Origin of the sequence: Serratia sp. 22264, from assembly GCF_052045345.1 — a bacterium.
In the GTDB taxonomy this organism is placed as follows: domain Bacteria; phylum Pseudomonadota; class Gammaproteobacteria; order Enterobacterales; family Enterobacteriaceae; genus Serratia; species Serratia plymuthica.
The window spans coordinates 995480-1020229 of sequence record NZ_JBQEOY010000001.1 but is presented as its reverse complement, the minus strand read 5'-3'; the positions used below and the strand labels follow the sequence as shown (position 1 = coordinate 1020229).

The 24750-nt window shown below is 54.8% G+C and carries 23 protein-coding genes; 16 read left to right on the top strand and 7 right to left on the bottom strand.

Annotated features, from left to right (window positions below):
• Positions 1-360 precede the first annotated feature (360 nt).
• From rsxD to dtpA, 5 genes are all read left to right on the top strand, one after another.
• Positions 361-1446, top strand: a complete 1086-nt coding sequence (gene rsxD / locus ACTJJ1_RS05015; RefSeq protein ID WP_440832602.1) for an electron transport complex subunit RsxD — start codon at positions 361-363, stop codon at positions 1444-1446.
• 9 nt (positions 1447-1455) lie between these two features.
• Positions 1456-2085: an electron transport complex subunit RsxG gene (gene rsxG, locus ACTJJ1_RS05010; RefSeq protein WP_004943879.1), complete on the top strand. Its 630-nt coding sequence runs from the start codon at positions 1456-1458 to the stop codon at positions 2083-2085.
• The gene (locus ACTJJ1_RS05005; protein WP_004943876.1) at positions 2082-2780 is read left to right on the top strand and encodes an electron transport complex subunit E; all 699 of its coding nucleotides are present in this window, start codon (positions 2082-2084) and stop codon (positions 2778-2780) included. Before rsxG ends, ACTJJ1_RS05005 begins: the two co-directional genes overlap by 4 nt.
• Complete coding sequence (nth, locus tag ACTJJ1_RS05000; protein ID WP_062789525.1) at positions 2780-3421, top strand: endonuclease III; 642 nt, start codon at positions 2780-2782, stop codon at positions 3419-3421. The genes ACTJJ1_RS05005 and nth overlap by 1 nt, the downstream gene beginning before the upstream one ends.
• An 848-nt stretch (positions 3422-4269) precedes the next feature.
• Positions 4270-5790 carry a dipeptide/tripeptide permease DtpA gene (gene dtpA / locus ACTJJ1_RS04995; RefSeq protein ID WP_440832599.1) on the top strand — a complete coding sequence of 507 codons (1521 nt, stop codon included), beginning with the start codon at positions 4270-4272 and terminating at the stop codon, positions 5788-5790.
• Positions 5791-5866: 76 nt separating this feature from the next.
• Here dtpA and ACTJJ1_RS04990 read toward each other — a convergent pair whose 3' ends face one another.
• Both ACTJJ1_RS04990 and ACTJJ1_RS04985 read right to left on the bottom strand, forming a co-directional pair.
• Positions 5867-7957, bottom strand: coding sequence for a prolyl oligopeptidase family serine peptidase (locus ACTJJ1_RS04990; RefSeq protein ID WP_440832597.1), 2091 nt, complete (start codon positions 7955-7957; stop codon positions 5867-5869).
• 159 nt (positions 7958-8116) lie between these two features.
• Positions 8117-8680, bottom strand: a complete 564-nt coding sequence (locus ACTJJ1_RS04985; protein ID WP_004943852.1) for a helix-turn-helix domain-containing protein — start codon at positions 8678-8680, stop codon at positions 8117-8119.
• 113 nt (positions 8681-8793) lie between these two features.
• Between ACTJJ1_RS04985 and ACTJJ1_RS04980 the strand changes: the two genes are divergently transcribed.
• The 3 genes from ACTJJ1_RS04980 to ACTJJ1_RS04970 all read left to right on the top strand — a co-directional run bounded on the left by ACTJJ1_RS04980 (position 8794) and on the right by ACTJJ1_RS04970 (position 11156).
• On the top strand, positions 8794-9978 hold the full coding sequence (locus tag ACTJJ1_RS04980; RefSeq protein ID WP_004943850.1) for a benzoate/H(+) symporter BenE family transporter: 1185 nt from the start codon (positions 8794-8796) through the stop codon (positions 9976-9978).
• A gap of 93 nt (positions 9979-10071) precedes the next feature.
• Positions 10072-10569 (top strand): MEKHLA domain-containing protein, encoded by a 498-nt coding sequence (locus ACTJJ1_RS04975; protein WP_004943847.1) that lies wholly within the window; start codon positions 10072-10074, stop codon positions 10567-10569.
• A gap of 83 nt (positions 10570-10652) precedes the next feature.
• Complete coding sequence (locus tag ACTJJ1_RS04970) at positions 10653-11156, top strand: cupin domain-containing protein (RefSeq protein ID WP_004943844.1); 504 nt, start codon at positions 10653-10655, stop codon at positions 11154-11156.
• On the opposite strand, the gene ACTJJ1_RS04965 is transcribed toward ACTJJ1_RS04970, so the two are convergent.
• Positions 11121-11975, bottom strand: coding sequence for an aminoglycoside phosphotransferase family protein (locus ACTJJ1_RS04965; RefSeq protein WP_004943842.1), 855 nt, complete (start codon positions 11973-11975; stop codon positions 11121-11123). The two genes, ACTJJ1_RS04970 and ACTJJ1_RS04965, sit on opposite strands and share 36 nt — an antisense overlap.
• A gap of 155 nt (positions 11976-12130) precedes the next feature.
• Here ACTJJ1_RS04965 and ACTJJ1_RS04960 point away from each other — a divergent pair, with 155 nt between their 5' ends.
• The gene (locus ACTJJ1_RS04960) at positions 12131-12508 is read left to right on the top strand and encodes a RidA family protein (protein WP_440832594.1); all 378 of its coding nucleotides are present in this window, start codon (positions 12131-12133) and stop codon (positions 12506-12508) included.
• Positions 12509-12517: 9 nt separating this feature from the next.
• Here ACTJJ1_RS04960 and ACTJJ1_RS04955 read toward each other — a convergent pair whose 3' ends face one another.
• A complete protein-coding gene (locus tag ACTJJ1_RS04955) occupies positions 12518-12898 on the bottom strand; it encodes a nuclear transport factor 2 family protein (protein ID WP_004943837.1) in 381 nt (126 codons plus the stop codon).
• 30 nt (positions 12899-12928) lie between these two features.
• Positions 12929-13240: a hypothetical protein gene (locus ACTJJ1_RS04950; protein WP_037430818.1), complete on the bottom strand. Its 312-nt coding sequence runs from the start codon at positions 13238-13240 to the stop codon at positions 12929-12931.
• 201 nt (positions 13241-13441) lie between these two features.
• On the opposite strand from ACTJJ1_RS04950, the gene ACTJJ1_RS04945 reads away from it, so the two are divergent.
• Positions 13442-13711 carry a hypothetical protein gene (locus ACTJJ1_RS04945; RefSeq protein WP_004943833.1) on the top strand — a complete coding sequence of 90 codons (270 nt, stop codon included), beginning with the start codon at positions 13442-13444 and terminating at the stop codon, positions 13709-13711.
• Here ACTJJ1_RS04945 and ACTJJ1_RS04940 read toward each other — a convergent pair.
• On the bottom strand, positions 13708-14103 hold the full coding sequence (locus ACTJJ1_RS04940; RefSeq protein WP_004943831.1) for a nuclear transport factor 2 family protein: 396 nt from the start codon (positions 14101-14103) through the stop codon (positions 13708-13710). The two genes, ACTJJ1_RS04945 and ACTJJ1_RS04940, sit on opposite strands and share 4 nt — an antisense overlap.
• A gap of 236 nt (positions 14104-14339) precedes the next feature.
• Between ACTJJ1_RS04940 and ACTJJ1_RS04935 the strand changes: the two genes are divergently transcribed.
• The 4 genes from ACTJJ1_RS04935 (at position 14340) to gstA (ending at position 17162) form a co-directional block, all read left to right on the top strand.
• Positions 14340-15005 carry an HD domain-containing protein gene (locus tag ACTJJ1_RS04935; protein ID WP_004943827.1) on the top strand — a complete coding sequence of 222 codons (666 nt, stop codon included), beginning with the start codon at positions 14340-14342 and terminating at the stop codon, positions 15003-15005.
• Between the two features lie 108 nt (positions 15006-15113).
• Entirely contained in the window at positions 15114-15377 is a 264-nt protein-coding gene (locus ACTJJ1_RS04930) for a DUF3811 domain-containing protein (protein WP_006324956.1), read from the top strand.
• Positions 15378-15579: 202 nt separating this feature from the next.
• Positions 15580-16464, top strand: a complete 885-nt coding sequence (gene dapA / locus ACTJJ1_RS04925) for a 4-hydroxy-tetrahydrodipicolinate synthase (RefSeq protein WP_122288873.1) — start codon at positions 15580-15582, stop codon at positions 16462-16464.
• Positions 16465-16556: 92 nt separating this feature from the next.
• Positions 16557-17162, top strand: coding sequence for a glutathione transferase GstA (gstA, locus tag ACTJJ1_RS04920; RefSeq protein ID WP_004943818.1), 606 nt, complete (start codon positions 16557-16559; stop codon positions 17160-17162).
• Positions 17163-17198: 36 nt separating this feature from the next.
• Here gstA and pdxY read toward each other — a convergent pair whose 3' ends face one another.
• Positions 17199-18059, bottom strand: coding sequence for a pyridoxal kinase PdxY (gene pdxY / locus ACTJJ1_RS04915; RefSeq protein ID WP_409442543.1), 861 nt, complete (start codon positions 18057-18059; stop codon positions 17199-17201).
• A gap of 296 nt (positions 18060-18355) precedes the next feature.
• Between pdxY and ACTJJ1_RS04910 the strand changes: the two genes are divergently transcribed.
• Both ACTJJ1_RS04910 and ACTJJ1_RS04905 read left to right on the top strand, forming a co-directional pair.
• Positions 18356-21454 carry a DUF4214 domain-containing protein gene (locus ACTJJ1_RS04910; RefSeq protein ID WP_440832589.1) on the top strand — a complete coding sequence of 1033 codons (3099 nt, stop codon included), beginning with the start codon at positions 18356-18358 and terminating at the stop codon, positions 21452-21454.
• A 139-nt stretch (positions 21455-21593) separates the two neighbouring features.
• Entirely contained in the window at positions 21594-24707 is a 3114-nt protein-coding gene (locus ACTJJ1_RS04905; protein ID WP_440832587.1) for a DUF4214 domain-containing protein, read from the top strand.
• The last annotated feature ends 43 nt before the right edge of the window (positions 24708-24750 follow it).

Sequence of the window (24750 nt, the reverse complement as noted above, 5' to 3'; positions counted from 1 at the left end):
TAATAATACTCGGGATAATAACCCACATGGATTATGCAAAAGTTGTTATTTTGTGCGAAAAAACGTACCAAAAATAACATACAAATCCAGCGGTTATCGCCTGACGCCGGCCCGCGATGCCAACAGTTTGACTACTGCATGTTCAAGCTAGCGTAGTTTTGCCGCGAAAAAAAATCCGATCGCGCCACGGCGCGATTAAGCCACAGCGCAACCCGTGCTAAAAGCCTAATACCCCTACAATTAAGACGTATTACCCTTTCAGTGATTGAGGTAGAATGCAGCGCTATTATTTTCCCTGCGTCTCCGCTGTGAGGCGCGTCGAACCTGCCGATCCACGGCAAAGATAGGTGTAGTGATTCTATGAAGTTCAGGCCGGTACAACAAACAGCCGCCAAAGGCTTGCACATCGCCAGTTCCCCTTTCACCCATAACCAGCAAAGCACCAGCCGCATCATGCTGTGGGTGATGCTGGCTTGCATTCCGGGCATGGCGGCGCAGGTGTGGTTTTTCGGCTACGGTAACCTGATCCAAACCGCGCTGGCGATGATCGTCGCCCTGCTGGCGGAAGGCGCTATCCTCGCCCTGCGCAAATTACCGGTACGCGCCCGGCTGGCGGACAACTCGGCGCTGCTGACCGCGCTGCTGCTCGGTATCAGCCTGCCGCCGCTGGCCCCCTGGTGGATGATTGTTATCGGCACCTTCTTTGCCATCGTTATCGCCAAACAGCTTTACGGCGGCCTGGGGCAAAACCCGTTCAATCCGGCCATGGTCGGTTACGTGGTGCTGCTGATCGCCTTCCCGGTGCAGATGACCAGTTGGCTGCCGCCGGATGAACTGCGCGCCACCGCCCTGTCGTTCCAGGACACCCTGCTGGCTATTTTCAGCGGCCATACCTCGCAGGGCGCCACTATTCATGAACTGCAAATGGGCGTTGACGGCATCAGCCAGGCTACCCCGTTGGACGGTTTCAAAACCGGTCTGCGCAGCGGTCATAGCGTAGAGCAGATGCTGCAACAACCTCTGTTCGGCGGCACGCTTGCCGGCATCGGCTGGCAGTGGATCAACCTCGGCTTCCTGGCAGGCGGTCTGTTTATGCTGGCGCGCCGCCTGATTCACTGGCAGATCCCGTTCAGCATGCTGGCGACCATCGCTATCTGCTCCGGCCTGGCCTGGTGGTTTGATCCCGCGCATCAGGCATCGCCATTGATCCACCTGTTTTCCGGCGCCAGCATGCTGGGCGCGTTCTTTATCGCCACCGACCCGGTCAGCGCCTCCACCACGCCAAAAGGCCGCCTGATTTACGGCGCGCTGATTGGCGTGCTGGTATGGCTGATCCGCGTTTATGGCGGCTATCCAGATGGCGTGGCCTTCGCCGTGTTGCTGGCCAATATTACCGTGCCGCTGATCGACCACTACACGCAACCGCGCGTGTACGGCCATCGCTAAGGAGCCATGATGCTAAATTCAATGAGAAAGCATGGCACCACGCTGGCGGTGTTCGCCGCAGTGACGACCGGCTTGACCGCCGTGGTGCATAGCCTGACGCAGAAAACCATCGCTCATCAGGCGGAACTGCAGCAAAAAGCGCTGCTTGATCAAGTGGTGCCGCCGGAAAACTACGATAACAACATGCAGACCGAATGCTTCCTGGTCAGTGACCCGGCGCTGGGCAACGGCGCCCCGCACCGCCTGTATCTGGCACGCAAGAACGGCCAACCAACGGCGGCGGCACTGGAAACCACCGCACCGGATGGTTATTCCGGCGCCATTCAGCTGCTGGTCGGCGCCGATTTCAACGGCACCGTGCTCGGCACCCGGGTGATCGAACACCACGAAACACCGGGGCTGGGAGACAAGATTGAGCTGCGCATTTCGAACTGGATTTCGTTCTTCAGCGGCAAGAAAATTGAAGGCGCGGACGACAAGCGTTGGGCGGTGAAGAAAGACGGCGGCATGTTCGATCAATTCACCGGCGCCACCATCACGCCGCGCGCGGTCGTCAACGCCGTTCGCCGCACGGCATTGTATATGGAAACGCTGCCGCCTAAACTCAACACCTTACCTGCCTGCGGAGCCAGCGAATGAGTGAAGCAAAAGAGTTGATTGTCCAGGGGCTGTGGAAGAACAACTCCGCCCTGGTTCAGTTATTGGGGATGTGCCCGTTGTTGGCCGTCACCTCCACCGTTACCAACGCCCTGGGGCTGGGGCTGGCGACCACGCTGGTGCTGACGCTGACCAACGGATCCATTTCTGCGGTGCGTCGCTGGGTGCCCAGTGAAGTCCGTATCCCTATTTACGTCATGATCATCGCGGCCGTAGTGAGTATCGTGCAGATGCTGATCAACGCCTACGCCTTCGGCCTTTACCAGTCGCTGGGGATTTTTATTCCACTGATCGTCACCAACTGCATCGTGGTCGGCCGCGCCGAAGCGGTGGCGGCTAAAAAACCGATCGGCCTGTCGGCCCTGGACGGCATGGCTATCGGCCTGGGCGCCACCGGCGTCATGGTGACTCTGGGAGCGATGCGCGAGCTGCTCGGCAACGGCACCCTGTTCGACGGCGCCGATATGCTGCTGGGAAGCTGGGCCAAGGTGCTGCGCATTGAAGTGGTTCATTTCGACAGCCCGTTCCTGTTGGCCATGCTGCCGCCAGGCGCCTTTATTGGCCTGGGCCTGCTGTTGGCGGTGAAATACCTGATTGATGAACGGATGAAGGCGCGTACCGCCAAAGCGTTAGTGGCCGAACCGGCGCTGGAACCAGGACAAGCAGAGAAAGCGTAATGAATAAACTCAAACGCCTGGAAATTCTGACCCGGCTGCGTGACAACAACCCGCAGCCTACCACCGAGCTGGTCTACACCACGCCATTCGAGCTGTTGATTTCAGTGCTGCTTTCCGCGCAAGCCACCGACGTCAGCGTCAACAAGGCCACCGCCAAGTTGTATCCGGTGGCCAATACCCCGGCGGCGCTGCTGGCGTTGGGCGTCGACGGCGTCAAAAGTTACATCAAGACCATAGGCCTGTTTAACAGCAAGGCCGAGAACGTCATCAAAACCTGCCGCATGCTGCTTGAGCTGCACGGCGGCGAAGTGCCGGAAGATCGCGCCGCGCTGGAGGCATTGCCCGGCGTAGGCCGCAAGACCGCCAACGTGGTGCTCAACACCGCCTTTGGCTGGCCGACCATTGCGGTAGATACCCATATCTTCCGCGTTTGTAATCGCACGAACTTCGCGCCGGGCAAAAACGTCGATCAGGTCGAAGAGAAGCTGCTGAAGGTGGTGCCGGGCGAGTTCAAGGTCGATTGCCATCACTGGTTTATCCTGCACGGCCGCTATACCTGCATTGCGCGCAAACCCCGCTGTGGCTCCTGCATCATTGAAGATTTATGCGAGTTTAAAGAGAAAGCTTACCCCGAGGCTTAACGCCTGTCACACAACGGCCGCGACCGCCACCGGCGGTCATTTGCATGCACCGCAAGGCATATCCTCCGAAGTTTACCGAGCCTAATCGGTAGTCTGTAACGCAGATTCACACTTAAATGGCCCCTCTCTTTGGGCCACATACCATAAACCAATCCTCGATCTTGCAGTCGCTTGAACGCGGGTCTGCCAGCCCTTACATCCTGCCTTGGACAGGACTCTTTAGCGTACCGGCCTGTTGCAGATATAACATTCCGCACACGCTACCCTGCGTGCACCATCTCCCCTGTCACTGCCCTATTTTTTATCAGAAATGTGATACCGAGCAGCAGTAACCTTGGCAATTTCGTGGATTTCAGCGAAAAACTCACTTCCATGTTATTTTCAAGCGAAAATTTAGTCAAAAATTGCGGTATAAATCACGCTTTCACGATCACATCGTCGTCACAACCGCCAGCCCCATTGTCTTAAATTTCTATAATTTTACAAAACACCCATTGCGCACAACAATCCAGTGAGTTGAAGATCGTAAGCATTGATATCAACTATAAAAAGACAATACAGCAGAATATATCACTAATTAAATTCCGTATAGCTTTTAATCAAAACAAAAACTCGCCAAAACAAATCGAGGCAAAAGTTAATGCTGAATAACATTTGCAACATGGTTGTTTCACAACGCGAACGTTATATGTAACAGAGTATGACAAACGGCTTGCCTCGTTGACAAAGATAGTGAACATTAACCGCCGTCATCCCATCCTATAACAACGCAGAAGGATGCAGTCCTGCATCACCTTTTGCAATTTCTCGTCTCTACGAGACGGGGCAGTGAAAAATCAGAGGTACCAGTGTCAACTGCAAACAACAACAGCAAACACCCTGAAGGCGTCAGTCTGAACGCCTTCAAACAACCTAAGGCGTTCTACCTGATCTTCTCGATCGAACTGTGGGAACGTTTCGGTTATTACGGCCTGCAAGGCATCATGGCGGTTTATCTGGTCAAAATGCTTGGCCTGAGCGAAGCCGACTCCATTACCCTGTTTTCGTCCTTTAGCGCTCTGGTGTATGGCTTCGTTGCCATCGGCGGCTGGCTGGGGGATAAAGTGCTGGGCTCCAAGCGCGTGATCGTGCTGGGTGCGCTGGTACTGGCCGTCGGTTATGCCATGGTGGCGTACTCCGGCCATGAAATCTTCTGGGTCTATCTGGGCATGGCGACCATCGCCGTGGGCAGCGGCCTGTTCAAGGCGAACCCATCCTCCCTGCTGTCGACCTGCTATGAGAAAGACGACCCGCGTTTGGACGGTGCATTCACCATGTACTATATGTCCGTCAATATCGGTTCTTTCCTGTCGATGCTGGCGACCCCGTGGCTGGCGGCGAAATATGGCTGGAGCGTCGCGTTCTCACTGAGCGTGGTGGGCATGCTGATCACCCTGGTCAACTTTATGGTGTGCCACAAATGGGTGAAACAACACGGCTCCAAGCCGGACTTTAAACCGCTGCAGGTCAAGAAGCTGTTGATGGTGCTGGTGGGCATCGTGGCACTGGTTGCCCTGTCAAGCTGGTTGCTGCACAACCAGGTCATTGCCCGCTGGGCGCTGGCGATTATCTCCCTGGGCATTGTTGTCGTGTTCGCCAAGGAAGCCTTTACGCTGCATGGCGCAGCGCGCCGCAAGATGATCGTCGCCTTTCTGCTGATGCTGGAAGCGGTGGTGTTCTTCGTGCTGTATGCCCAGATGCCGACCTCGCTGAACTTCTTCGCCATCCATAACGTTGAGCACAGTATCCTCGGTGTGGCATTTGAACCTGAACAGTATCAGGCGCTGAACCCATTCTGGATCATGCTGGCCAGCCCGATTCTGGCGGCGCTGTATAACAAGATGGGTGACCGTCTGCCGATGCCGCACAAGTTCGCCTTCGGTATGATCCTGTGCTCCGGCGCCTTCCTGGTACTGCCGTGGGGCGCCAGCTTCGCCAACGAACAGGGCATCGTTTCGGTTAACTGGTTGATCCTGAGCTATGGGCTGCAAAGCATCGGCGAACTGATGATCTCCGGCCTGGGTCTGTCCATGGTGGCGCAACTGGTGCCGCAACGCCTGATGGGCTTTATCATGGGGTCCTGGTTCCTGACCACCGCCGCCGCCGCGCTGATTGCCGGCAAGGTCGCAGGATTGACCGCCGTACCAAGCGACATCAACGATGCGCACGCATCGCTGGCTATCTACAGTCACGTGTTTATGCAAATCGGTATCGTCACCGCCGTCATTGCCATTCTGATGATGCTGACCGCACCGAAGCTGTACCGCATGACGCTCGACACCGCAGAAGACACCGAAAAGAAAGCGCAGGCCGCCGCAGCGGTTAGCTGATAACGGTTTCGGACAGACAAAAAAACGGGGCGCCTCAACAACGCCCCGTTTTTTATTTCAGCCTCTATCTCCCTTCTCAGCCCGGCGACTTGCCGCTCAGGGTTGCCCACATAAACTCGCTGACCAGCGCGCTGTGGAACGCAGCCTGTTTCTTGTCTGCGGCGGCGCTATGCCCACCCTCGGTATTCTCATAGAAATAGACCTGCTGATAGCCCATTTGCTGCATGCGCGCCGCCATTTTGCGGGCGTGCGACGGATTGACGCGATCGTCGCTGGTGGCGGTGTAAAACAGCACCGGCGGGTAAGGCACATCCGCTTTGATATTGTGATAAGGCGAGAAGGTTTTAATGTACGCCCATTCCTCCGCTTTGGCCGGATCGCCATATTCGGCAATCCAGGAAGCGCCGGCGGAAAGCTGGGTATAACGCAGCATGTCCAGCAGCGGCACCTCACAAACGATACAACCGAACAGCTGCGGGTACAGCGTCAGCATGTTACCCACCAGCAGCCCGCCGTTACTGCCGCCACGCGCGCCCAAATGCTGTGACGATGTCACTTTTCGCGCAATCAGATCCTGCGCCACGGCGGCAAAATCCTCATAGGCGCGATGGCGGTTCTGCTTAAGCGCCGCCTGGTGCCAGGTCGGCCCATATTCCCCGCCGCCGCGAATATTCGCCACAACATACACCCCACCGCGCTCCAGCCAGGCCGGAGCCTTGCTGCCCATGTAACCCGGCAGCAGCGACACTTCAAAACCGCCATAGCCGTACAGCAGCGTTGGGTTGCTGCCGTCCGGCTTGATATCTTTGGCCGAAATCTGGAAATACGGCACGCGGGTGCCGTCGCGGGAGGCGACAAAATGCTGGCTGACCTGATAACCGCCGGCGTCAAAGTCCTGCGGCCCCTGCTTGAGCAGCTCGGCCTCGCCACCGTCGAGATTCCCCAGGTACAGCGAAGTCGGCTGCAGGAACCCGCCAATGGTCAGAAAATAATCGTTGGTTTCATCGTCAATCCCGCCGGCGGAGATCGTACTGATGGCGCCCGGCTTGCCGAGCGGCCTGCGCTGCCAGCTTTTCCCCTGCGGCGTCAGCACTTCCAGCCGGTTTACCACGTTGTCCATGATGCTGAGGATCAGGTGGTCGCGCGTACCGCTATAACCGCTTAGCGCCGCCTGCGCGGTCGGCGTGAATAACACCGTCAGTTCACGTTTTCCCGCCAGATAATCATCGAAATGCGCCGCCAGCAGCGAACCTGAAGGATAGCGCGTCCCCCCCACGTCCCAGTCGCTGCTCGGTTTGATCAATAGCCATTCACGGTGCGTGCTGAACTCGGCGTCGGCGGGGATATCAATTTTGATTTGCCGATCCTGCTCGGCCAGCACAAAGGTTTCACGACGATAGAAATCCAGGCTGCGGCCCACGTAGCTACGCTCAAACCCCGGCGTATGGTCATGGTAAGCAAACACCACCATGTCCTGCGGTTGCGCCTCATACAGCGTCTGGGCGGCGCTCAGCGGCGTGCCGCGCCGCCAACGTTTGGCGATGCGCGCGTAACCGGATTGGGTCATCGAACCTGCGCCAAAGTCGGTGGCGACAAACAGCGTATCCTTATCAATCCACGATGCCTGGCTTTTCGCCACCGGCAGCACAAAGCCGTTTTTCACAAACGCTTTGCTGACCAGATCGAATTCGCGTATTTCTGTGGCGTCGCCGCCGTCCGGTGACAGCTCCAGCAGGCAATAACGATACTCCGGCGGTAACGGCACGGAACCCTGGAACACCCAGTCTTTGCCCTCCGCCTTGCCGAGCGCATCGATATCCAGCACCGTTTCCCAGACCGGGTTGGCCTTGCGGTATTCCTGCAGCGTGGTGCGCCGCCATAGCCCGCGCGGATTGGTTTGATCCTGCCAGAAGTTGTAGTAGTAATCGCCGCGCTTGGCGACCCACGGAATTTGGCTGTCCTTGTTCAGGATATCCAGCACCTGTTTTTCCACCTGTTGGAAGCCTTTGCCTTGGGCAAAACGCGCAGCGGTACGCTGGTTTTCCTGCTTGACCCATGCCTGCGCGGCCTTGCCCTGCAGCGCTTCCAGCCACAGGAACTCATCGGTGGCGCTGGCGCCGCCCTCCGCCGCCATCGCCAGGCGGACACTGTTCGGTAATGAAGTCATCGCGAATACGGCTCCTGCAGTTTGTGCACTGAGTTTAATAAACTGGCGTCGATTGCTAACCGGCAAAATCAAGTTCTCCTTCCTGGATAAATAAGACTCATTTTCAACAAGGTAGATCGTTGACGCAGTGGAGTCAAAGCCTGCGCCCGTGCCGTTGAGTCAAAATTTAGGATAGTGGATCAGATCGTGAATGCGCACCGTCTCCTGGCTGGCGTTGCGGTAAGCATGTGGCCGATCGGCCTGAAAGCGCATTGCCTCGCCGCTGGCCAGGCTGTACCACTGACCGTCGACCGCCAGTTCCAACTGGCCGCTGATGACGATCACATGTTCGATGACGCCCGGTTCGTGCGCCGACGATTCGCTGAGCGCTCCCGGCGCCAGGTCGATAACGAACATGTCGAAACCCAATTGCCTGTCGAACGGAAACAGCGGCACCACCCGCATATCGGCGTTGTACTGGTTGAACACCGGCGCATCGCCATAACGGTGCAAGGTGGCCTGCTCTTGCAGCGGCGAAATCTCCAAAAAAGCGGAAAACGCCACGTTAAAACCGGTGGCGATTTTCCACAGCGTCGCCACCGTTGGGCTGGATTCGCCGCGTTCTATCTGCCCCAGCATCGCCTTGCTGACGCCGGTATTCTCAGCCGCCTGAGCCAGGCTCCAGCCGCGCTGCGCACGCAGCGATTTCAATGTTTGCGCCAGATGGCCGGACAGTTCCTGCATGATTCCCCCGTTCTGAATTCCGGCTGATTATAGCCACTTGTGCGCTATAACGCACGATGCTATGCTCATTCATCGCCGTGCGTTATAACGCACAATTATAGCCGGAGTCTGCCATGCGCCCAGCCATCTCTTTGCGTCATTTGACCCTGCCCGCCGTTATGGCCGGCTTTGTCGCGGTATTGGTGGGTTACACCAGTTCCGCGGCCATTATCTTTCAGGCCGCGGCGGCGGCCGGTGCTGCGCCAGTGCAGATCGGCGGCTGGCTGAGCATGCTGGGGCTGGGAATGGGCGTTACCTCGCTTGGGCTTTCGTTGTATTACCGCACACCTATCCTGACAGCCTGGTCGACCCCTGGCGCGGCGCTGCTGGTCACCAGCCTGCCCGGCACGCCGATCAACGAAGCGATTGGCGTATTTATCTTTGCCTCCGGGTTGATCCTGCTGTGCGGCGTCACCGGGCTGTTCGCCCGGCTGATGGACTACATTCCGCAGGCGATTTCGGCGGCAATGCTGGCGGGGATCCTGCTGCGCTTCGGTCTGGACGCTTTTGCTTCGTTACAGGTAAATTTCGTGCTCAGCGCCGGGATGGGGTTGGTGTATCTGGTGAGCCGCCGCTATCTGGCGCGTTATGCGATTGTGCTGACGCTGCTGGTGGGGCTGGCTATTGCGGCGTTGCAGGGGACCATTCATCTTTCTCAGCAACCGATGGCTTTCGCGGTGCCGGAATTTATCGCACCGCATTTTACCTGGTCGACGCTGCTTGGTATTGGCGTGCCGTTTTTTGTGGTGACCATGGCATCGCAAAACGCCCCCGGCATCGCTACGCTGAAGGCCGCAGGCTATCGCGTCCCTACTTCGCCGCTGATCAGCTGGACGGCGCTGACCGCACTGCTGCTGGCACCGTTCGGCGGGTTCTCCGTTTGCATCGCCGCCATTACCGCCGCCATTTGCATGGGGCCGGACGTGCACCCCGACCCGCAGCGCCGTTATATGGGCGCCGTGGCCGCCGGGGTGTTTTATCTGCTCGCCGGGCTATTCGGCGGCGCTATCGGCATGTTGTTCAGTGCGTTGCCGCCGGCGCTGATCCACACCATTGCCGGGCTGGCGCTGCTCGGCACTATCGCCGGCAGTTTGCAACGCGCGTTGCAGGATGAAAAACAGCGCGATGCCGCCCTGATCGCCTTTCTGATCACCGCTTCCGGCGTGACGCTGCTCGGCGTCGGCTCTGCATTTTGGGGAATTATCGGCGGAGCGATCGCGCATCTCATTTTGTCTCTGCCACGGCGCACGATGGATTAATCCAGGCGTAATTCTTTTCCGCTTCAGCGATCTTCTGCTTAACTGTCAAAGGGGCAATTATTGCCCCGCTTTGGATCCGTTAAGGGAGCCGCTATGCCATCTTCCGAGCTGATTGATCTGATTCAGCGTATCGATTCCGCCTATCGCCAGTGGACGGGCGGCGGCCTGCCTGGGCCGCAGGCCGCTACTGCCGACCAGCATTTTCTCTGGCTGCACCAACAGGCGCCGTACAGCCTGTTGGCTCACGGAGGCGGCGTGGACCCGGTTTTTATCTACGCCAATCATTGTGCGCAACAGTGTTTCGGTTATTCCTTCGATGAATTTATTGCGCTGCCTTCGCGATTGAGCGCCTCGCCGGTAGATCGCGCGGAACGCCAGCAATTGCTGGATAAGACCACCCGCCAAGGCATCGCGCAGGGATATCAAGGCCTGCGAGTCGATAAATTTGGCAACGCCTTCACTATTTATGATTGCGCGGTATGGCAGATCCCGGGCGGGGGTCAGGGCGCACTGTTCTGGCCACAGCCGAAACGCCGCCCAGGCTGGTTTAACCACCGGAGAACGTGCACGGTGCAAAACGATAAAGGTTGATGCGTATAGCTTCGGCGGGCTTAGAGGCTTTTACCACCACAGTCAATCATTAAGTGACATTGTCACGATGGAGCATATGGCTTATGAATGATAACGCCGCGCTGTTAGCCCAGCGTTTAATCCGCAATCTTGAAGAAGTCGAAAAAACTCACGATCGCCGTCCGCCGTTATATGACAGCGTCGGCGCCCGTTTAGGCACCGGCACCGCCGCCAACAAGCTGGGAGCGTCCATCGACGTGGTGGCGCCAGGCATGCGTTCCTGCCCTTATCATTTTCACTATGCGCAGGAAGAAATGTTTATCGTGCTGGAGGGAACCGGAACGCTGCGGGTCGCCGGTGAGCAATTGCCGATCAAAAGCGGCGACGTTATTTTTATCCCACCCGGCCCGGAATACCCGCACCAAATCATCAACACTTCGGCGGTACCGCTGAAATATCTTTCCGTCAGCACCCGTGAGCAGCCTGAACTGGTGGAATATCCGGACTCAGGCAAGTTTCAGGCAATAGCCCAGCGCAAAAATGGCCAACCGGTGCGCTATCTGCAACGTCCTTCAGCGTCGCTCGATTATTGGGAGGGTGAACCCTGAGTCCCCCTCCGGCAGCGGCAGGCCCAGCGCGCGCGCAGCCTGCTCCGCTACCCGAAAATCGATATCCGCCGCTTCGCCGTCTTCCATAAACCAGGCTGCGGACAGCCCCGCCCAGGCAAGGATCCATTGCAGCAAACGCTGGCGTTCCAAGCCAGCCAATTGGCAGACCTGCTCCACGCGGCGCTGGAAAATATCCGGATCGGTGGCAATGCCGTAATTGGGGTTGCAGAAGATATTGGCATAGTCGAAGGCGCGTTCGCCGTAGAGGCGTTTGGGATCGATTACCAGCCAACCGCGCTCGCCGAAATCCAGTACGTTGTCGTGGTGAATATCCCCGTGCAGCACGCTCTGTTCTCGCGGGCTGGTCAGCAGCTCCGCCGCCGCCGTGGCGCTGAGCCGCAGCATGCCGCCGTGGGCTTGCGCCGCCGGCCACAACGAGTTAAACCACAGGTGCAACGGAATAAGCTCCGGTAAGGGCTGTGAACGTGGCGCATGCAGACGGGCAACCACCTGGCAAAGAATGGTCGTCGCCTGCCGATCGTCGCCGTCTCGCACCATTTGCGCCAGCGATCGGTTGCCCTGAGCACGCTCCAGTAGGATGCCGTCCTCATGCCAGGCCAGCACTCGCGCAGCGCCTTCGCCCTGCCACCAGCACATCAGCAACCCGCCGAACTTCTCTTCCTGTTCGCGGGCGATTTTCAGCATGGCGGCAGCGCCCTGATACCGCACCGGCATCAGCAGGCTGCTGTGAGTTTCAAATGCTTTGCCGTCAGGTTCCAACTGCCAGCGTTGCACATAGGGAATAAAGGCCGGATTCATTGCGAGCAGGCGTCCTTATTGATGGCAATCACGGTGAAAAATTGGCACCGGTGATACTATTAGAAATCAACAGTTCTCGGCGTATTCCCGGTGTTAATTGCAGTATCCTAACCAAGTTTGCCTGTTTTTTTAATTAATCTTGCGGGGTTTTTATCATGACGTCATTGAAGCGCATTAATTATCCGCAGTTGCCTACGCCGGGTGGGCCTTATGTCCACGCGGTGCGCCACGGCGATACGCTGTATGTCTCCGGGCTAACGGCCTTCGCCACCGAAGCTCAGGGGCAAACGGCGCAGCAACAGACGCAGGCCATTCTGGAGCAGTTGGCGACCATCACCGCCGCCGAAGGCAACAATCTCAAGGCGCTCATTAAAATCACCGTGTTTTTGACTGACATTGGCGATCTGCAGGCAATTCGGCCCGTGCTGTTTGATTATTTCGATGGTGCGTTGCCGGCCTGTTCACTGGTCGCGGTCAACGCACTGTTCTCGCCACAGGCATGCGTGGAGATCGAAGCCGTCGTGGCGCTGTGAGATTGGGCGCTATAATGCGCCCTCATCCAGCTCGCACGGGCCGACTTTGAACCAGGCCTTCACGATCTTGCCCTGTTCAACTTCATAAATGGCGATCACGTCCATTTTGCCGCGCCCCTGCGGGAAATTGCGCGTAACCACTTCCTGATCGATCACCATGCTGCCCAAGGCCATGCGCTTGACCCGCTCACCGTACAGGCTTGGTTCCTTGAAACGCGCAATATGGCGTTCGCGGATCTCCGCCTTGCCGCTGGCCAGCAGCGTATCCGGATGTTCATAATACTGCGCATCCTCCGCCCAGTACGCCATAAAGGCGTCAATATCGCGGGCGTTATAGGCATCCAGCTGCTGCTGAACCACATCTTCCGGGCGTATCGTTTTGTTGTTCATACTATCCCCTGTTCATAGTTAACCTGACAATTACAGCGCGGCGATTTCATCAACCCGATGATGAAAGACATAAGGATCTGAAATTAAAGCGAAGGCTTCATCGTCCGGATAAGTGACCGCTACCTGATAATCCTCGCCGGCGAAACGTTTTATCGCCGCCAGAGACTCCCAGTAGGTGGCCAGAAAGAAGTGCGCATACTGGCCCTGGACCTCTTGGCGAACAAAAGCACCAAGATTTCCAGCCGTAGCTTCAGCATGCTGCAGCCCTGTGACAGTTAAATGATCGGTAAATCCTTGCTGATGCCGTAACGGCACGCACCCGTGCCAGGTCCTGACAATCATTGCGCCCCCGGATGAATAAAAAAACACAAATAGTGAATAGATAACGTATCATGCTTTGGGGTTTATTCACTACCTCGTGCGCAGATTTTCAGCGGAGGAATGCCGGCGGGAAAAACAGCGGCGCGGCGTGCGTTAACCTTTGCCGCCATCAGGAATATTCTGGTAATTTATCGCTAAGAGAATTACCACCCGCGGAAAGTTATGCAGCAAAAACCGGTTATGCACGAAGCCAGACAGTTAAAGCGCCTCAACGCGGCCACGCGGCGGCAATCCCATATGTACAAATGGATTGCCTTTGTCGCGGCGATGGATGCTGTATTGGTGTTTTGCTATGACCGCGATATGCGCAACATTACCTTTTCAGGCGCAGTCGCGCTGGTGTGCGGCTATTTGTGGATCCGCGATCGCAACAAGGCGCGCGGCTACCGGCGGGAGTACGATCGTAAATACGGCAAGCACAGTGGCCTTTAGTCCTGCATGGCTTCCAGCACTTTTGCGCTGTCCACGATTTGCGTGAACTTGACGATTTTCCCCTCGCGCAGCTGATAAATATGCGCAAAGGATGCAGTGAATGATTTGCCGGTCGCGCCATAGGTGCCATGATAGAACCCTTGGGCAATCACGTTTTCACCGGCATCGTAGAAGTGTTCGACGTCGGCGCGGTAGCCCTGCCATTCTGTCCCTAAACGCTGATGAACATTTTTAAAAATGGCCTGCGGCCCAACGTAGGTACCGGCATAAGGAAAGCCTGCCGCTTCGGTCCATTCTGCCTCGGGCGCCAACGCCGCCAGCAGGTTACGACCGTTCACTTCGGCACTGCCACCCTCATAGGTAGCGCGTACAATTTCCAGATTCGTTGGCATGTCTGTTCTCCTGTGGCATTAGCGGGATATTCCGGCCATGCCCCGCAGACACAGGCTAACACCAGGCGGGGATGACCGGAATGAGGCTATTGTAGGTTGCTTATTCCGGTACAAAAACCGTAATTACGGCAATAGTCTATTGCAATACAGTAAACAATTCTGTTACTGCGGTGTCATAACCGCCTCATCTGCGGCTGCTATGATGATTAACAATTACCGCCACCAAGGAGCAAAACGTGCATTTTCCACTGCTGCCACAGGCATTGCTGCGGCCTTTCTCACCCCATCAGGAATTGGCGCAGGCGCTATTGCCGCTGACCCTCGATTCCGACGATGGCTCGCATGACGTTGCCCACTTGCACCGTGTATGGAAAAACGCCCGCCAGATCAGCATTCAGGAAGGCGGCGACCGGCGCATTCTGTGTGCGGCAGTGCTGTTGCATGACTGCGTCGCGGTAGAAAAGAACTCGCCGCAGCGCCACCTGGCCTCACGCATGGCGGCGGAGAAAGCCGCTCTGACGCTCGCGCAACTGGATTGGGAAACGCAGGACATCGCCAAAACGGTCCATGCCATCGAAGCGCACAGCTTTTCTGCCGCCATTACGCCGGAAACCCTGGAGGCGAAAATCATCCAGGATGCCGACCGTTTGGACGCCATCGGCATGATTGGCGTGGCGCGCTGTTTCTACATCGGCGGGCGTATGCGCAGCGCGCTGTACGATGCCGCCGATCCGCTGGCGCAACAGCGCCAATATGACGATAAGCGTTTCACGCTGGATCACTTCGAAACCAAACTGTTTAAGCTGCAGGAAGGCTTTCAGACCGCGGCCGGTCGACAAATGGCACAGGAACGCACCGAGCGCATGCGTCGCTTCCTCAGCGAGTTGCTGGAAGAAATGTGAAAATCGCTGTTAATGCCCCCAAACGCATCGATTCCGTTACGCTACCGGCATCTTCGCCGCAATAATTGCTGTACACTGACAACTATCTTCACTGACCAGGCTGCAACGATGAAAAAACTGACGCTGAAAGACATGACGGAAAGCGAGCAACGTGAAGTAAAAACCGAGTTGGACAAGGCGCGTAAAAACCTCGGCCGGGAACTGACGAATGCCGAGAACAACAAGACCAAGGATGAAGTCGTGGCACGCATCATGGCCGCCCGCGAGAAAATTGAAAAAGCGACGCGTGCCGAACGTAAAGCCAACCGGGTCAAACCCAGCGGCGAAACCTTCAGTTGGTCCGCTTCAATCAGCACCCGCCCACCGCGTTAATGCCGTACGAAAACCCCGCCAGTGCGGGGTTTTTTATTGCCCCGATTCATTAGCCAAACTCATCAGCCCATTCAAATCATGAATAACAATGTTATCAAGAAGTTGTAAATTGACAGCATAATGAAGAATATTCATTATCGGCGGATATCCTCTGGCATTTTCTCATCTGGCTTATCTGTCGTTTGCACTGAAGGAACTTATTATGGCTTCATTTTCCGGTATTTGGGTTGCGCTGGTTACCCCATTCAATAATAACGCCGTCGATCTGCCTGCGGTTAAACGGCTGGCGCAATACCTGATCGCCTCCGGCGTCTCCGGATTGGTGGTCTGCGGCACCACCGGTGAAGCGGCGGCGTTAAGCAAAGAAGAACAGTTGGCGGTGCTCGACGCGGTGCTGGACGTCGTGCCTGCCAGCCAGGTGGTGATGGGGTTATCGGGCAATAACATGCTGGACACCCTGCAGATGCAGCAGGAGATCCAACTGCGCGATATCGCCGGGGTGCTGATCCCCGCGCCCTATTACATCCGCCCATCGCAATGCGGCCTGGTGGATTACTTCACCCAACTTGCCGATGCCTCGAGCGTGCCGGTGATCCTGTACAATATCCCGCAACGCACCGGCATCGTGATGGAACTGCAAACTATCAGGAAGATCGCACGCCATCCGCAGGTGAAGGCGATCAAGGACTGCGGCGGTAACCCGGACACAACCATGGCGCTGATTGACGACGGCGAGATCGACGTCATGACCGGCGAAGATAACCTGATCCTCACCACCCTGTGCCTGGGCGGTACCGGTGCGATTTCCGCCTCCGCGCACATTTACCCGCAGCGCTTTGTGCAACTGGTGCAGCAAGTCGCCGACGGCGATCTGGCTGCGGCGCGAGCGAACTTCTATGCACTGTTGCCGATGATCCACCAGATGTTCAGTTTCCCCAACCCGGCGCCGGTCAAAGCCGCTCTTGCTCAACAGGGCCTGATCCGCAACGAGCTGCGTTCGCCGATGCAAATCGTACCACCGCCGTTGCAACAGCAAATTGCCGTGACTCTGGCGCAGTTACAACCGGAAGAGGCGCTGATTAGCTAAATATGTCAGCTAACCCGCTGTAATTTTAGCGTTATGGAACTAAGATCAGAGGTTAAGCATGCCTGTCATTCATCACAATCAAGGAGCTTCCGATGAAACTGTTCTATAAAGCCGGCGCCTGTTCTCTGTCCCCACATATTGTGTTGCGCGAGGCAGGCCTGGATTTTACGGCGGAAAAGGTCGATCTGGCGCAGAAAAAGACCGAAAGCGGCGCAGACTACCTGGCGATCACCCCCAAAGGACAGGTACCGGCGCTGCTGCTGGATGATGGCAGCCTGCTGACCGAGGGCGTGGCGATTGTGCAGTATTTGGCGGACCGCGTGCCTGATCGTAACCTGATCCCGGCGGCGGGTACGCTGTCGCGCTATCATGCCATAGAGTGGCTGAACTATATTGCGACCGAATTGCACAAGGGATTTAGCCCGCTGTTTAATCCAAAAACGCCGGATGAATACAAGAGCATCGCACGCGCCAAACTGGAGCAGCAGTTCAGCTATTTGGACTCCGTGCTGGCGAAGCAGCATTTCCTGTTGGGAAACCGATTCAGCGTAGCGGACGCCTATCTGTTTACCGTTTTGCGCTGGGCCATTTCCCAACAGTTCGATCTCAAAAAACACCCCCAGTTGGCAGCGTATTTTGATCGCGTAGCGGCGCGGCCAGCGGTGGATGCGGCGTTGAACGCCGAAGGTTTGAAATAATCCCAAGCCCCGGCTGCTCGGCCGGGGCTACAGAACTTACAGTTTCACCGCTTTGAATTCGCAGTTCGGTTGCACGATGCGGTCTTGCGCCGCCACTACCTGCAGTTCGTACTCGCCCATTGCCTGGGTTGTCAGCATCACCTCATATACCGCTGCGGTCACATGCTCCAATGCTTTATCCAGCGCCACCGCTTTCAGTAAATTGACCAGCAACAGACCGCTGGTCAGATCGCCCACGCCTACTGGCTGACGAACGCCAAAATCCACCAGCGGACGACTGATATGCCAGGCTTCGTCCACCGTGACCAACAGCATTTCGAAACAGTCGATATGATAGCCGGCGCGGCTCAGGTGTTTGACCAGCACCAGCTTCGGCCCTTTGGCGATCAGTTCGCGTGCTGCGCTTACCGCCTGCCCGACGTCAGTCACTTCCCGCTGGCTCAGCAGTTCCAGTTCCAGCAGGTTTGGCGCAATCATGTCGCTGCACTGCAGCGCCTGTTGGCAAAAAAACTCCGCCACGCCCGGCGCAACGATGCAGCCTTTCTCAGGATGCCCCATCACCGGATCGCAGAAATACCAGGCGCCCGGATTAGCCTGTTTGACCTGACGAACCACCTCGAGAATATGGTTGCCCTGCTCCGGCGAACCGATATAGCCGCTCAGCACCGCATTGCAGTTTTTCAGTTGATCGATGGCCGCAATCCCCTGAGCGATCTCCGTCAGGTGGCTGGCCGGCATCACGCAGCCCGTCCATTTGCCGTACTGGGTATGATTTGAAAACTGCACAGTGTTCAGCGGCCAGACGTTAACGCCCATACGGCGCATGGGGAATTCAGCCGCACTGTTGCCCGCATGCCCAAACACCACATGCGATTGAATAGAAAGAATGTTTTTCATCGGTACAACCTGACCTCGCCATGCCGTGTGCGACAGCCCGCGGCGAAATAGAATGAATAAATAACGTATGGAACGTTATGCCGGCGCGTTTAAAAACAAGAAACTAGAGAACTTTTTTATTTTTTTGCGGCGGCATATTGTAGCGAAAGCCCACTGGCAAAAAAAGCGGATAGCCCGAACATCGTTCCGCTTTCTCATCTTAAAGCAGATTTTCCTTAGGTGTTTTCGTCTTGCTATCAGTAGATTTTACGCTGTACTTGTTGCTAGATATTTTCCTTCACTCTCAGGGATACATTATGAGTCTACTGACGTTACAACAAGACGTTGCCATCCTGTTCTATGCCACTTTAGGAAAGAAGGCAGATGACAAGGCCCTGACCTACTTCGCCAAACAGCTTGAAAAAGGGACCTATACCCAGAGCGAATTAGCCGCCAGATTTATCACCTCTCAAGATGGACAACACCGGTACGATGGGCTGACTACCAGCCAAAAAGTGCAGTACATCTATCAAAATACCAATGGCACGCCACCCGACGCCTTAACCTTAAGCGTACTGACCGCACAGGTCGATGCCGGTACCACTCTGGGCAGTCTGACAACGACGTTGATTGCCGAAACCAAAGATTATGCCGGTAATGATGCTGTTCCACTGGCTCAACAACAGCATCTGGAAAATGTCATCAACACCACGTTGTATCCGTCACAGATAGAACTGCCCTCTCAGATCTCCGCTGCGGCAGATGTACAAGGCATGTACTACTTACTTGGCAGCATGATCAACTCCGCCGCCATCGATTACTGGAGTGGCGTGTTGAACAGCGGTAAAAAAACCGCCGTAGAAATGGCCAACTATTTTGTTACGCTCAAAAGCTATATCAGTTCACTGAACAACGAAGATTTCGTGCAGAAAATCTTTTCGCAAGCCTTTGGCACCGCAGCCAATAACAGCGAGCTGCAAAAGTACCTGACCGGCCTGAATGATGAGAGTGAAACACGGGGCGACGTCATGATGCGGATGATGGCCGACATCAGAAATGATACCGGTCACGATGTAGCCAGGCAGAACTTTGCGGCGGCCACCCATGTTTATGCCCCTGGTGAACTCCCGGCGGCTCAATATGCCGAATCGGTCATGTCGCTTTATCTGACTGTCGCCGGCGTCTCGGCCGATGCCACCACGATTGACTCCTTTAGCCGCCTGCTCGCCGGCGGCAAGACTCAGGCTGAGCTGCTCAACATTCTGTCCAAAGCAGATCTGTTCCGCAGCGCCGGGGACTATCAGTCCATTTATATGAAACTCTACGGCAGCCCACTCAACAGCACTTCGGCGCAGGCCATTCTGCTGAAGGCAGGCAACGACAAGGTCAAAGCCACCTCTCTCATCATTGATGCTTTTCGCAACGGTGAATACCCGCTCGACAGTGATGACAAGCCGAACCCGATACGCGTTGCTGACTATCAGGCTAAAATTGCGCATTCACTGGGTTATAAGACCAGCGCCGAACTTGGCATCGCTGATAATGGTGCCCTTACCGGCATGGTAAATTCCGGCAGTCATCACCCATTGAGCTGGGCAGAGCTTTCAGTATTAACCCAGGTGTATCTCAACGTTAATACACCCTCTGTCGTTGACTTCAACTACTCACCAAAACTGCAAGAAGTGGTATTGCAGGGTGATATGCCCACCAATGACGTCACCTTCAATTCGCTAAAAAACAAATCTTTCGCATTAAGAGTTAATTTGGATGATAGAGCCTGGTTTAAAACAGCAGAAAAGATCACGTTTGGCTCGGAGAAAGACTCCGTCTTAGTCACAGACACATACGACATCGTCAATGCCAAGCTCAATCTAAACTTTGCTGACGGCGGGGCCAGTTTGCTATGGGACGGTAATGGCATCAACCATGGTGCAAACAGCGTTAGCAGTGCTTTCACCGCACAAAACCTATTTACGGCAGCCGGGACTCTCTCAGCCAACTTTATCCTGAAAGATATCCTCCTGACGACAGCAGAAGACGGCAGCATCAGCGGTCAAGTCCACAGCAACATTAACCAATTCCTTTTCTTTCCCACCATTGAGCTTGCAGACTATCGCGGCACTGGCAATATTTACCTGGACGGCAAACTGGTTGCCACTGAAGGTAAAAATATTTTTGATTACGGGATTATCAATCAAACTGCCAGTATCTATAACAGCGGTTATTCCGATGTGTCCGACCTCCAACAAGCTGACCATGCATTTAAAAGCGGCGATCAATCCCGCTGGACTGGCGTCGAGGGTTTCGTCCTTTCTGGCTATGCCGATGATGTTCGCGTTATTAATATTGACGCGGAAAAATCGTCCGTTTTATCGATCATTGGCAACGCCGGGGCACAAAGCAAATTGCACCTTGAATTGGCACCGAGCGTGTCGACTTCAGCTAAATACTGGGGGGTCAATATCGGGAACGCCAATCTCGATAAACTGGATGCCGGTACGCTTAGTTTCACTAGCCACTTTATAGGACAGCAACCACCAGAAATGCTAAGGATGTATTCTAGCGGCTCAAAACTGAATACTGTAACACTGACAGGCGCTGACAGTCATATCGACACCCTCTACTTCAGCGGCGTTACCAAGCTGGAAGCTACGGTGAAAGCGGAGTTTAGTGACAGTCTCAAAGAGATTATCATCGAACCTCTTATTGACCCACTTGGGGAAGGTATACCTCGGTTCGAAATTGACCTGACGATGGAGAAAGGAGGCAGTGGCGGCGGCGTGTTTTACACATTACTGTCCGCATTGAGCAACCACTCCGCTTATGACGGCATAATCAGCACACTGGCTGGCGACCAGCTCAACATTCAATACACTAACAGCCAGACACTGACTATCCAAGGCAACACCACACTCAATAATTTGGTGATGGCCAATGAACAAGCGCATGACAGTAAAATCATTTTTGAACAAAGCACGGTCGACAGTATAGTCACCATCAATACTCTCACCCCGACCGATACCATTGTTGCCGGCTCCCCTGCCCAACCCTGGGTTTTCAATAGTGGAAAATCCGGGAACATAAATATCTATGGCAGCGTAACCAAAGAAACCGACATCAATAACCTATTCAATTCATTGAACGTCGACAGCGAAAGCACTGCGCATGATGTATTTTCACAGGCGCTGTCAAAAACCTCTCCCGACGGCGATGTTCTACATGAGGTAGGCGTGGTGAAATTCGGCACTAACGCTTATGTTGTCATTGATAATAATCACAATCAGCAACTTGATCATCAAGATATTATTTTCTCGCTAGGGAATAAGGATGTTTATGACATTGCTGCAAATCTTCATTATCAGGCGCCAACCCTCATGATTAATGATAACAGCCAACCCAGCACCGAATTAACTTGATTGAGCATCCCGTCGTGCGGCCGGAGCAAAGAGGCCGCACATTTTTCAAAACCAGAATATCCTTACCGCTGATCGCATTGTTTTTTTAGGATTTTAAACTGTACTTAAAGCTTATTTTCTTACCTTCATGAGGCACCTAATGAGCTTTCTTTCCTTGCAGCAGGATGTAGCCATTCTTTTTTATGCCACTCTCGGCAAGCAAGCAGACAGTGAAACGTTGAATTTTTTCGCCAAACAACTGGATCTGGGCCGTTACAACAAAAGCCAACTGGCCAATACATTCATCCAATCTCAGGATGGCCATCAGCGGTATGACGGCTTAACGACAGCGCAAAAAATTCAATACATCTATAAAAACACCACGGGTGAATCCCCCTCCTCCAATCTGCTGGCAACGCTGGTCGCGCAAGTGAATGCCGGGCAATCCCTGGGGCAACTCACCAAGGATTTGATTGGCGGAGTAAAGAGCTATACGGGTAGCAATGCCCACCAGGTTGGGCAACAGCATCATTTGTTAGAGGTGATAGAGACTACGTTGTATCCTGCACTGTCGCCCTATCCCGACAATGCCGCCGCTGCCGCCGATATTCAGGCCATGTTTTACGTAGTGGGCAGTCTCATAGCAGCAGACGGGGTCAATTATTGGAGCAGTATTCTCGCCCAAGGAAAAGCCAACGCCAATTATATCGCCGGCCGTTTTGTGGATACGCGCAGCGGGTTGAAAGAACTGAGTAATGAGGAGTTCGTAAAAACGGTCTATAAAAATACTTTCGGCGTAGATGCCGGGGCAAGCGAAATAGCCAGTTATGTCGCCGGCTTAAATAATAATACCGAGACCCGTGGCGATGTCCTGATGCGCCTGATTACAGATATTCGAAATGACACCTCGCACGATACGGCCAAACAGAACTTCCAGAATGCCACCCACGTTTATGCTGCAGGTGAACTTCCCGCGCTGAATTATCAGGAAACCGTTGCATTGCTCTTTCTGCAATTGGCGAAAAACACCCTCCTGAATGCCTCTGGGTTAGACAGTTTCAGCAAATTTCTCGCCAGTGGAAAATCCGATCTTGATCTGCTGACCCTCCTGGCAAAATCGACCCATTTCCAGGACGCGACTAACTTCGCCAAGGTTTATGCCAAACTCTACGGCACCACGTTGAATGACCTGCAAAAGCAAGCGATTCTCCAACAAGCAGGCAATAACCCCCTGCAAGCAACGCTGAATATCATCGATACCTTCCGTCATGGCGAAGCGCCGCTGGACAGTGGCCCCGTGCCAAGCATCGACGACATGGTTAATCTCGAGTACAAAATTGGCAGCGAATTGGGTTATCAAATCCGAGGCAATCTTAGCCTGTCAAATACCGATGGTACGCTGACCGGCCCCCTTAATTCCGGCGTCCAACATACGCTGAGCCATGCAGAAATCGCTCAGCTTCTCCAAATTACCCTTAACGTCGACGTCGGCGTGGCTGTCGATCTCAGCTTTGCCAAATCATTGCAGCAGGTTTCGCTGCAGGGCGATTTTGCAGCCAGCCTGACCACGCTCAATTCGCTGAAAAGTAAAAGCGTCACTCTTAACCTCACCGATAAAAACGTGGCCAACACCGCAGGTTTGGTTGAGTTCACCAATGGACAAAACAGCAGTATCCTGACCGACCAACTCAATGTTGCCGCCACCCACGCCCGGCTTAATCTGAATGGCGCAAGCGAAATCCGCCTGTTATGGAAAGGTAATGCCTTTCCTGACGGAAGCAATAGGGTCAGTAGCGATTTTACCGCCACATTGACATCCACCAAATACGACTCCAGTTTCGGCATCGTTTCGGCAAATTTCATCACAAAAGATGTGTTGCTGACCTCTGCGCCGGGGGGAAGTGTAGAAGGCGTCATTCAGAGCAACCTGAATCAGTTCCTGCATTTTCAATTTATCGACTTAGCGTACTATCGGGGCACGGCAAATATTTATCTTTACGGGAAACTGGTGGCGACCGAGAGCACAAACGTGTTTGACGCAGGCCTCCTGGATCAAACCGCCAGTATCTACAATGAGCACTATGCGGACGTATCCAGCCTGACCCAGGCAGAGGCGGCGCAAAAGGACAGTACCGGCACCATCTGGACCGGTTCTCGTGGTTTCAATTTGTCGGGCTTTGCCGACAATGTTCATGTCATCAATGTTTCCTTGTCCCATATGACGACATTACGAATTTCGGACAACGCCTCCAGTAAAAGCAAGGTACACCTCGAAACCGTCAATGGCAGTGAGGCCCCCCATTGGAACATGGAGATAGGCAACAGCAAAACATCGACAGTCGATGGCGGCACCGTAAGCCTGACCAGCCATTCGACCGCCGTATCCGGCGAATCCTTGTCTATTGCCTCCTGGGGAACCTCGAACAACATTCTGACGTTGGCCGGCGGCAGCACGCATATTGAAACACTGGAGCTTTATGGCAGCACCACCCTGAACCTGACGATTAAAGCCGATTTTAGCGATTCGCTGAAAAATATCGTCATCCCGGTGATTGAAGATCCCTGGAGTAATCCGCCGGTCATCACTGCAAACTTGACGCTGGAAAAAGGCGGCACCGGCGGAGGGGAGTTTTATCAATTGCTGCAATCCCTGAGCAATCACAGCGCTTACGACGGACTCATTGACCAGCTGTCCGGCGATCAGCTAACCATCGCCTATACGGCGACCAACAGTTTTTCGATCCAGGGCAACACCACCCTGACCCGTTATCAGGGGGGCGATCCATATAGTGGTTCTAATAAAATCAGTTTCAACAGCAGCAGCATCGATAGCATGGTCACCATTGAAAAACTTGAGACCAGCGATACCATTTTCCTCGGCAAAGGTGCCGAGCAGTGGAAATTCGGTTCCCATACCAGCCAGACTATGGCCGTTTATGGCAGCGTGAGTAAGCCGACGGCTGTTGATGCACTGTTTAATTCTCTCACCGTGGAGAGCAAAGACAACGGACAGGATATCTTCGCCAAAGCCTTGGACAAAATCACCAACGGCGCCAGCAAAAGCAGCCTGGCAGAGGTCGGCGCAGTCAAGATCGGCAACAACGTCTATGTGGTGGTTGATAACAACCACAATCAACAGTTTGACCAAGACGACAGCGTATTCTCTCTAGGCGATAAGGACGTTTACCAGATAGCCGGCAATGTGCACTATCAAGCGCCGAGCGTCACTCTCAACGGTATTCACCAAGGGGTCGATGAAGCGATTATCGCCTAAAAAAACGGCCCGCAGGCAATTTGCCGGCGGGCCGCTTACAACT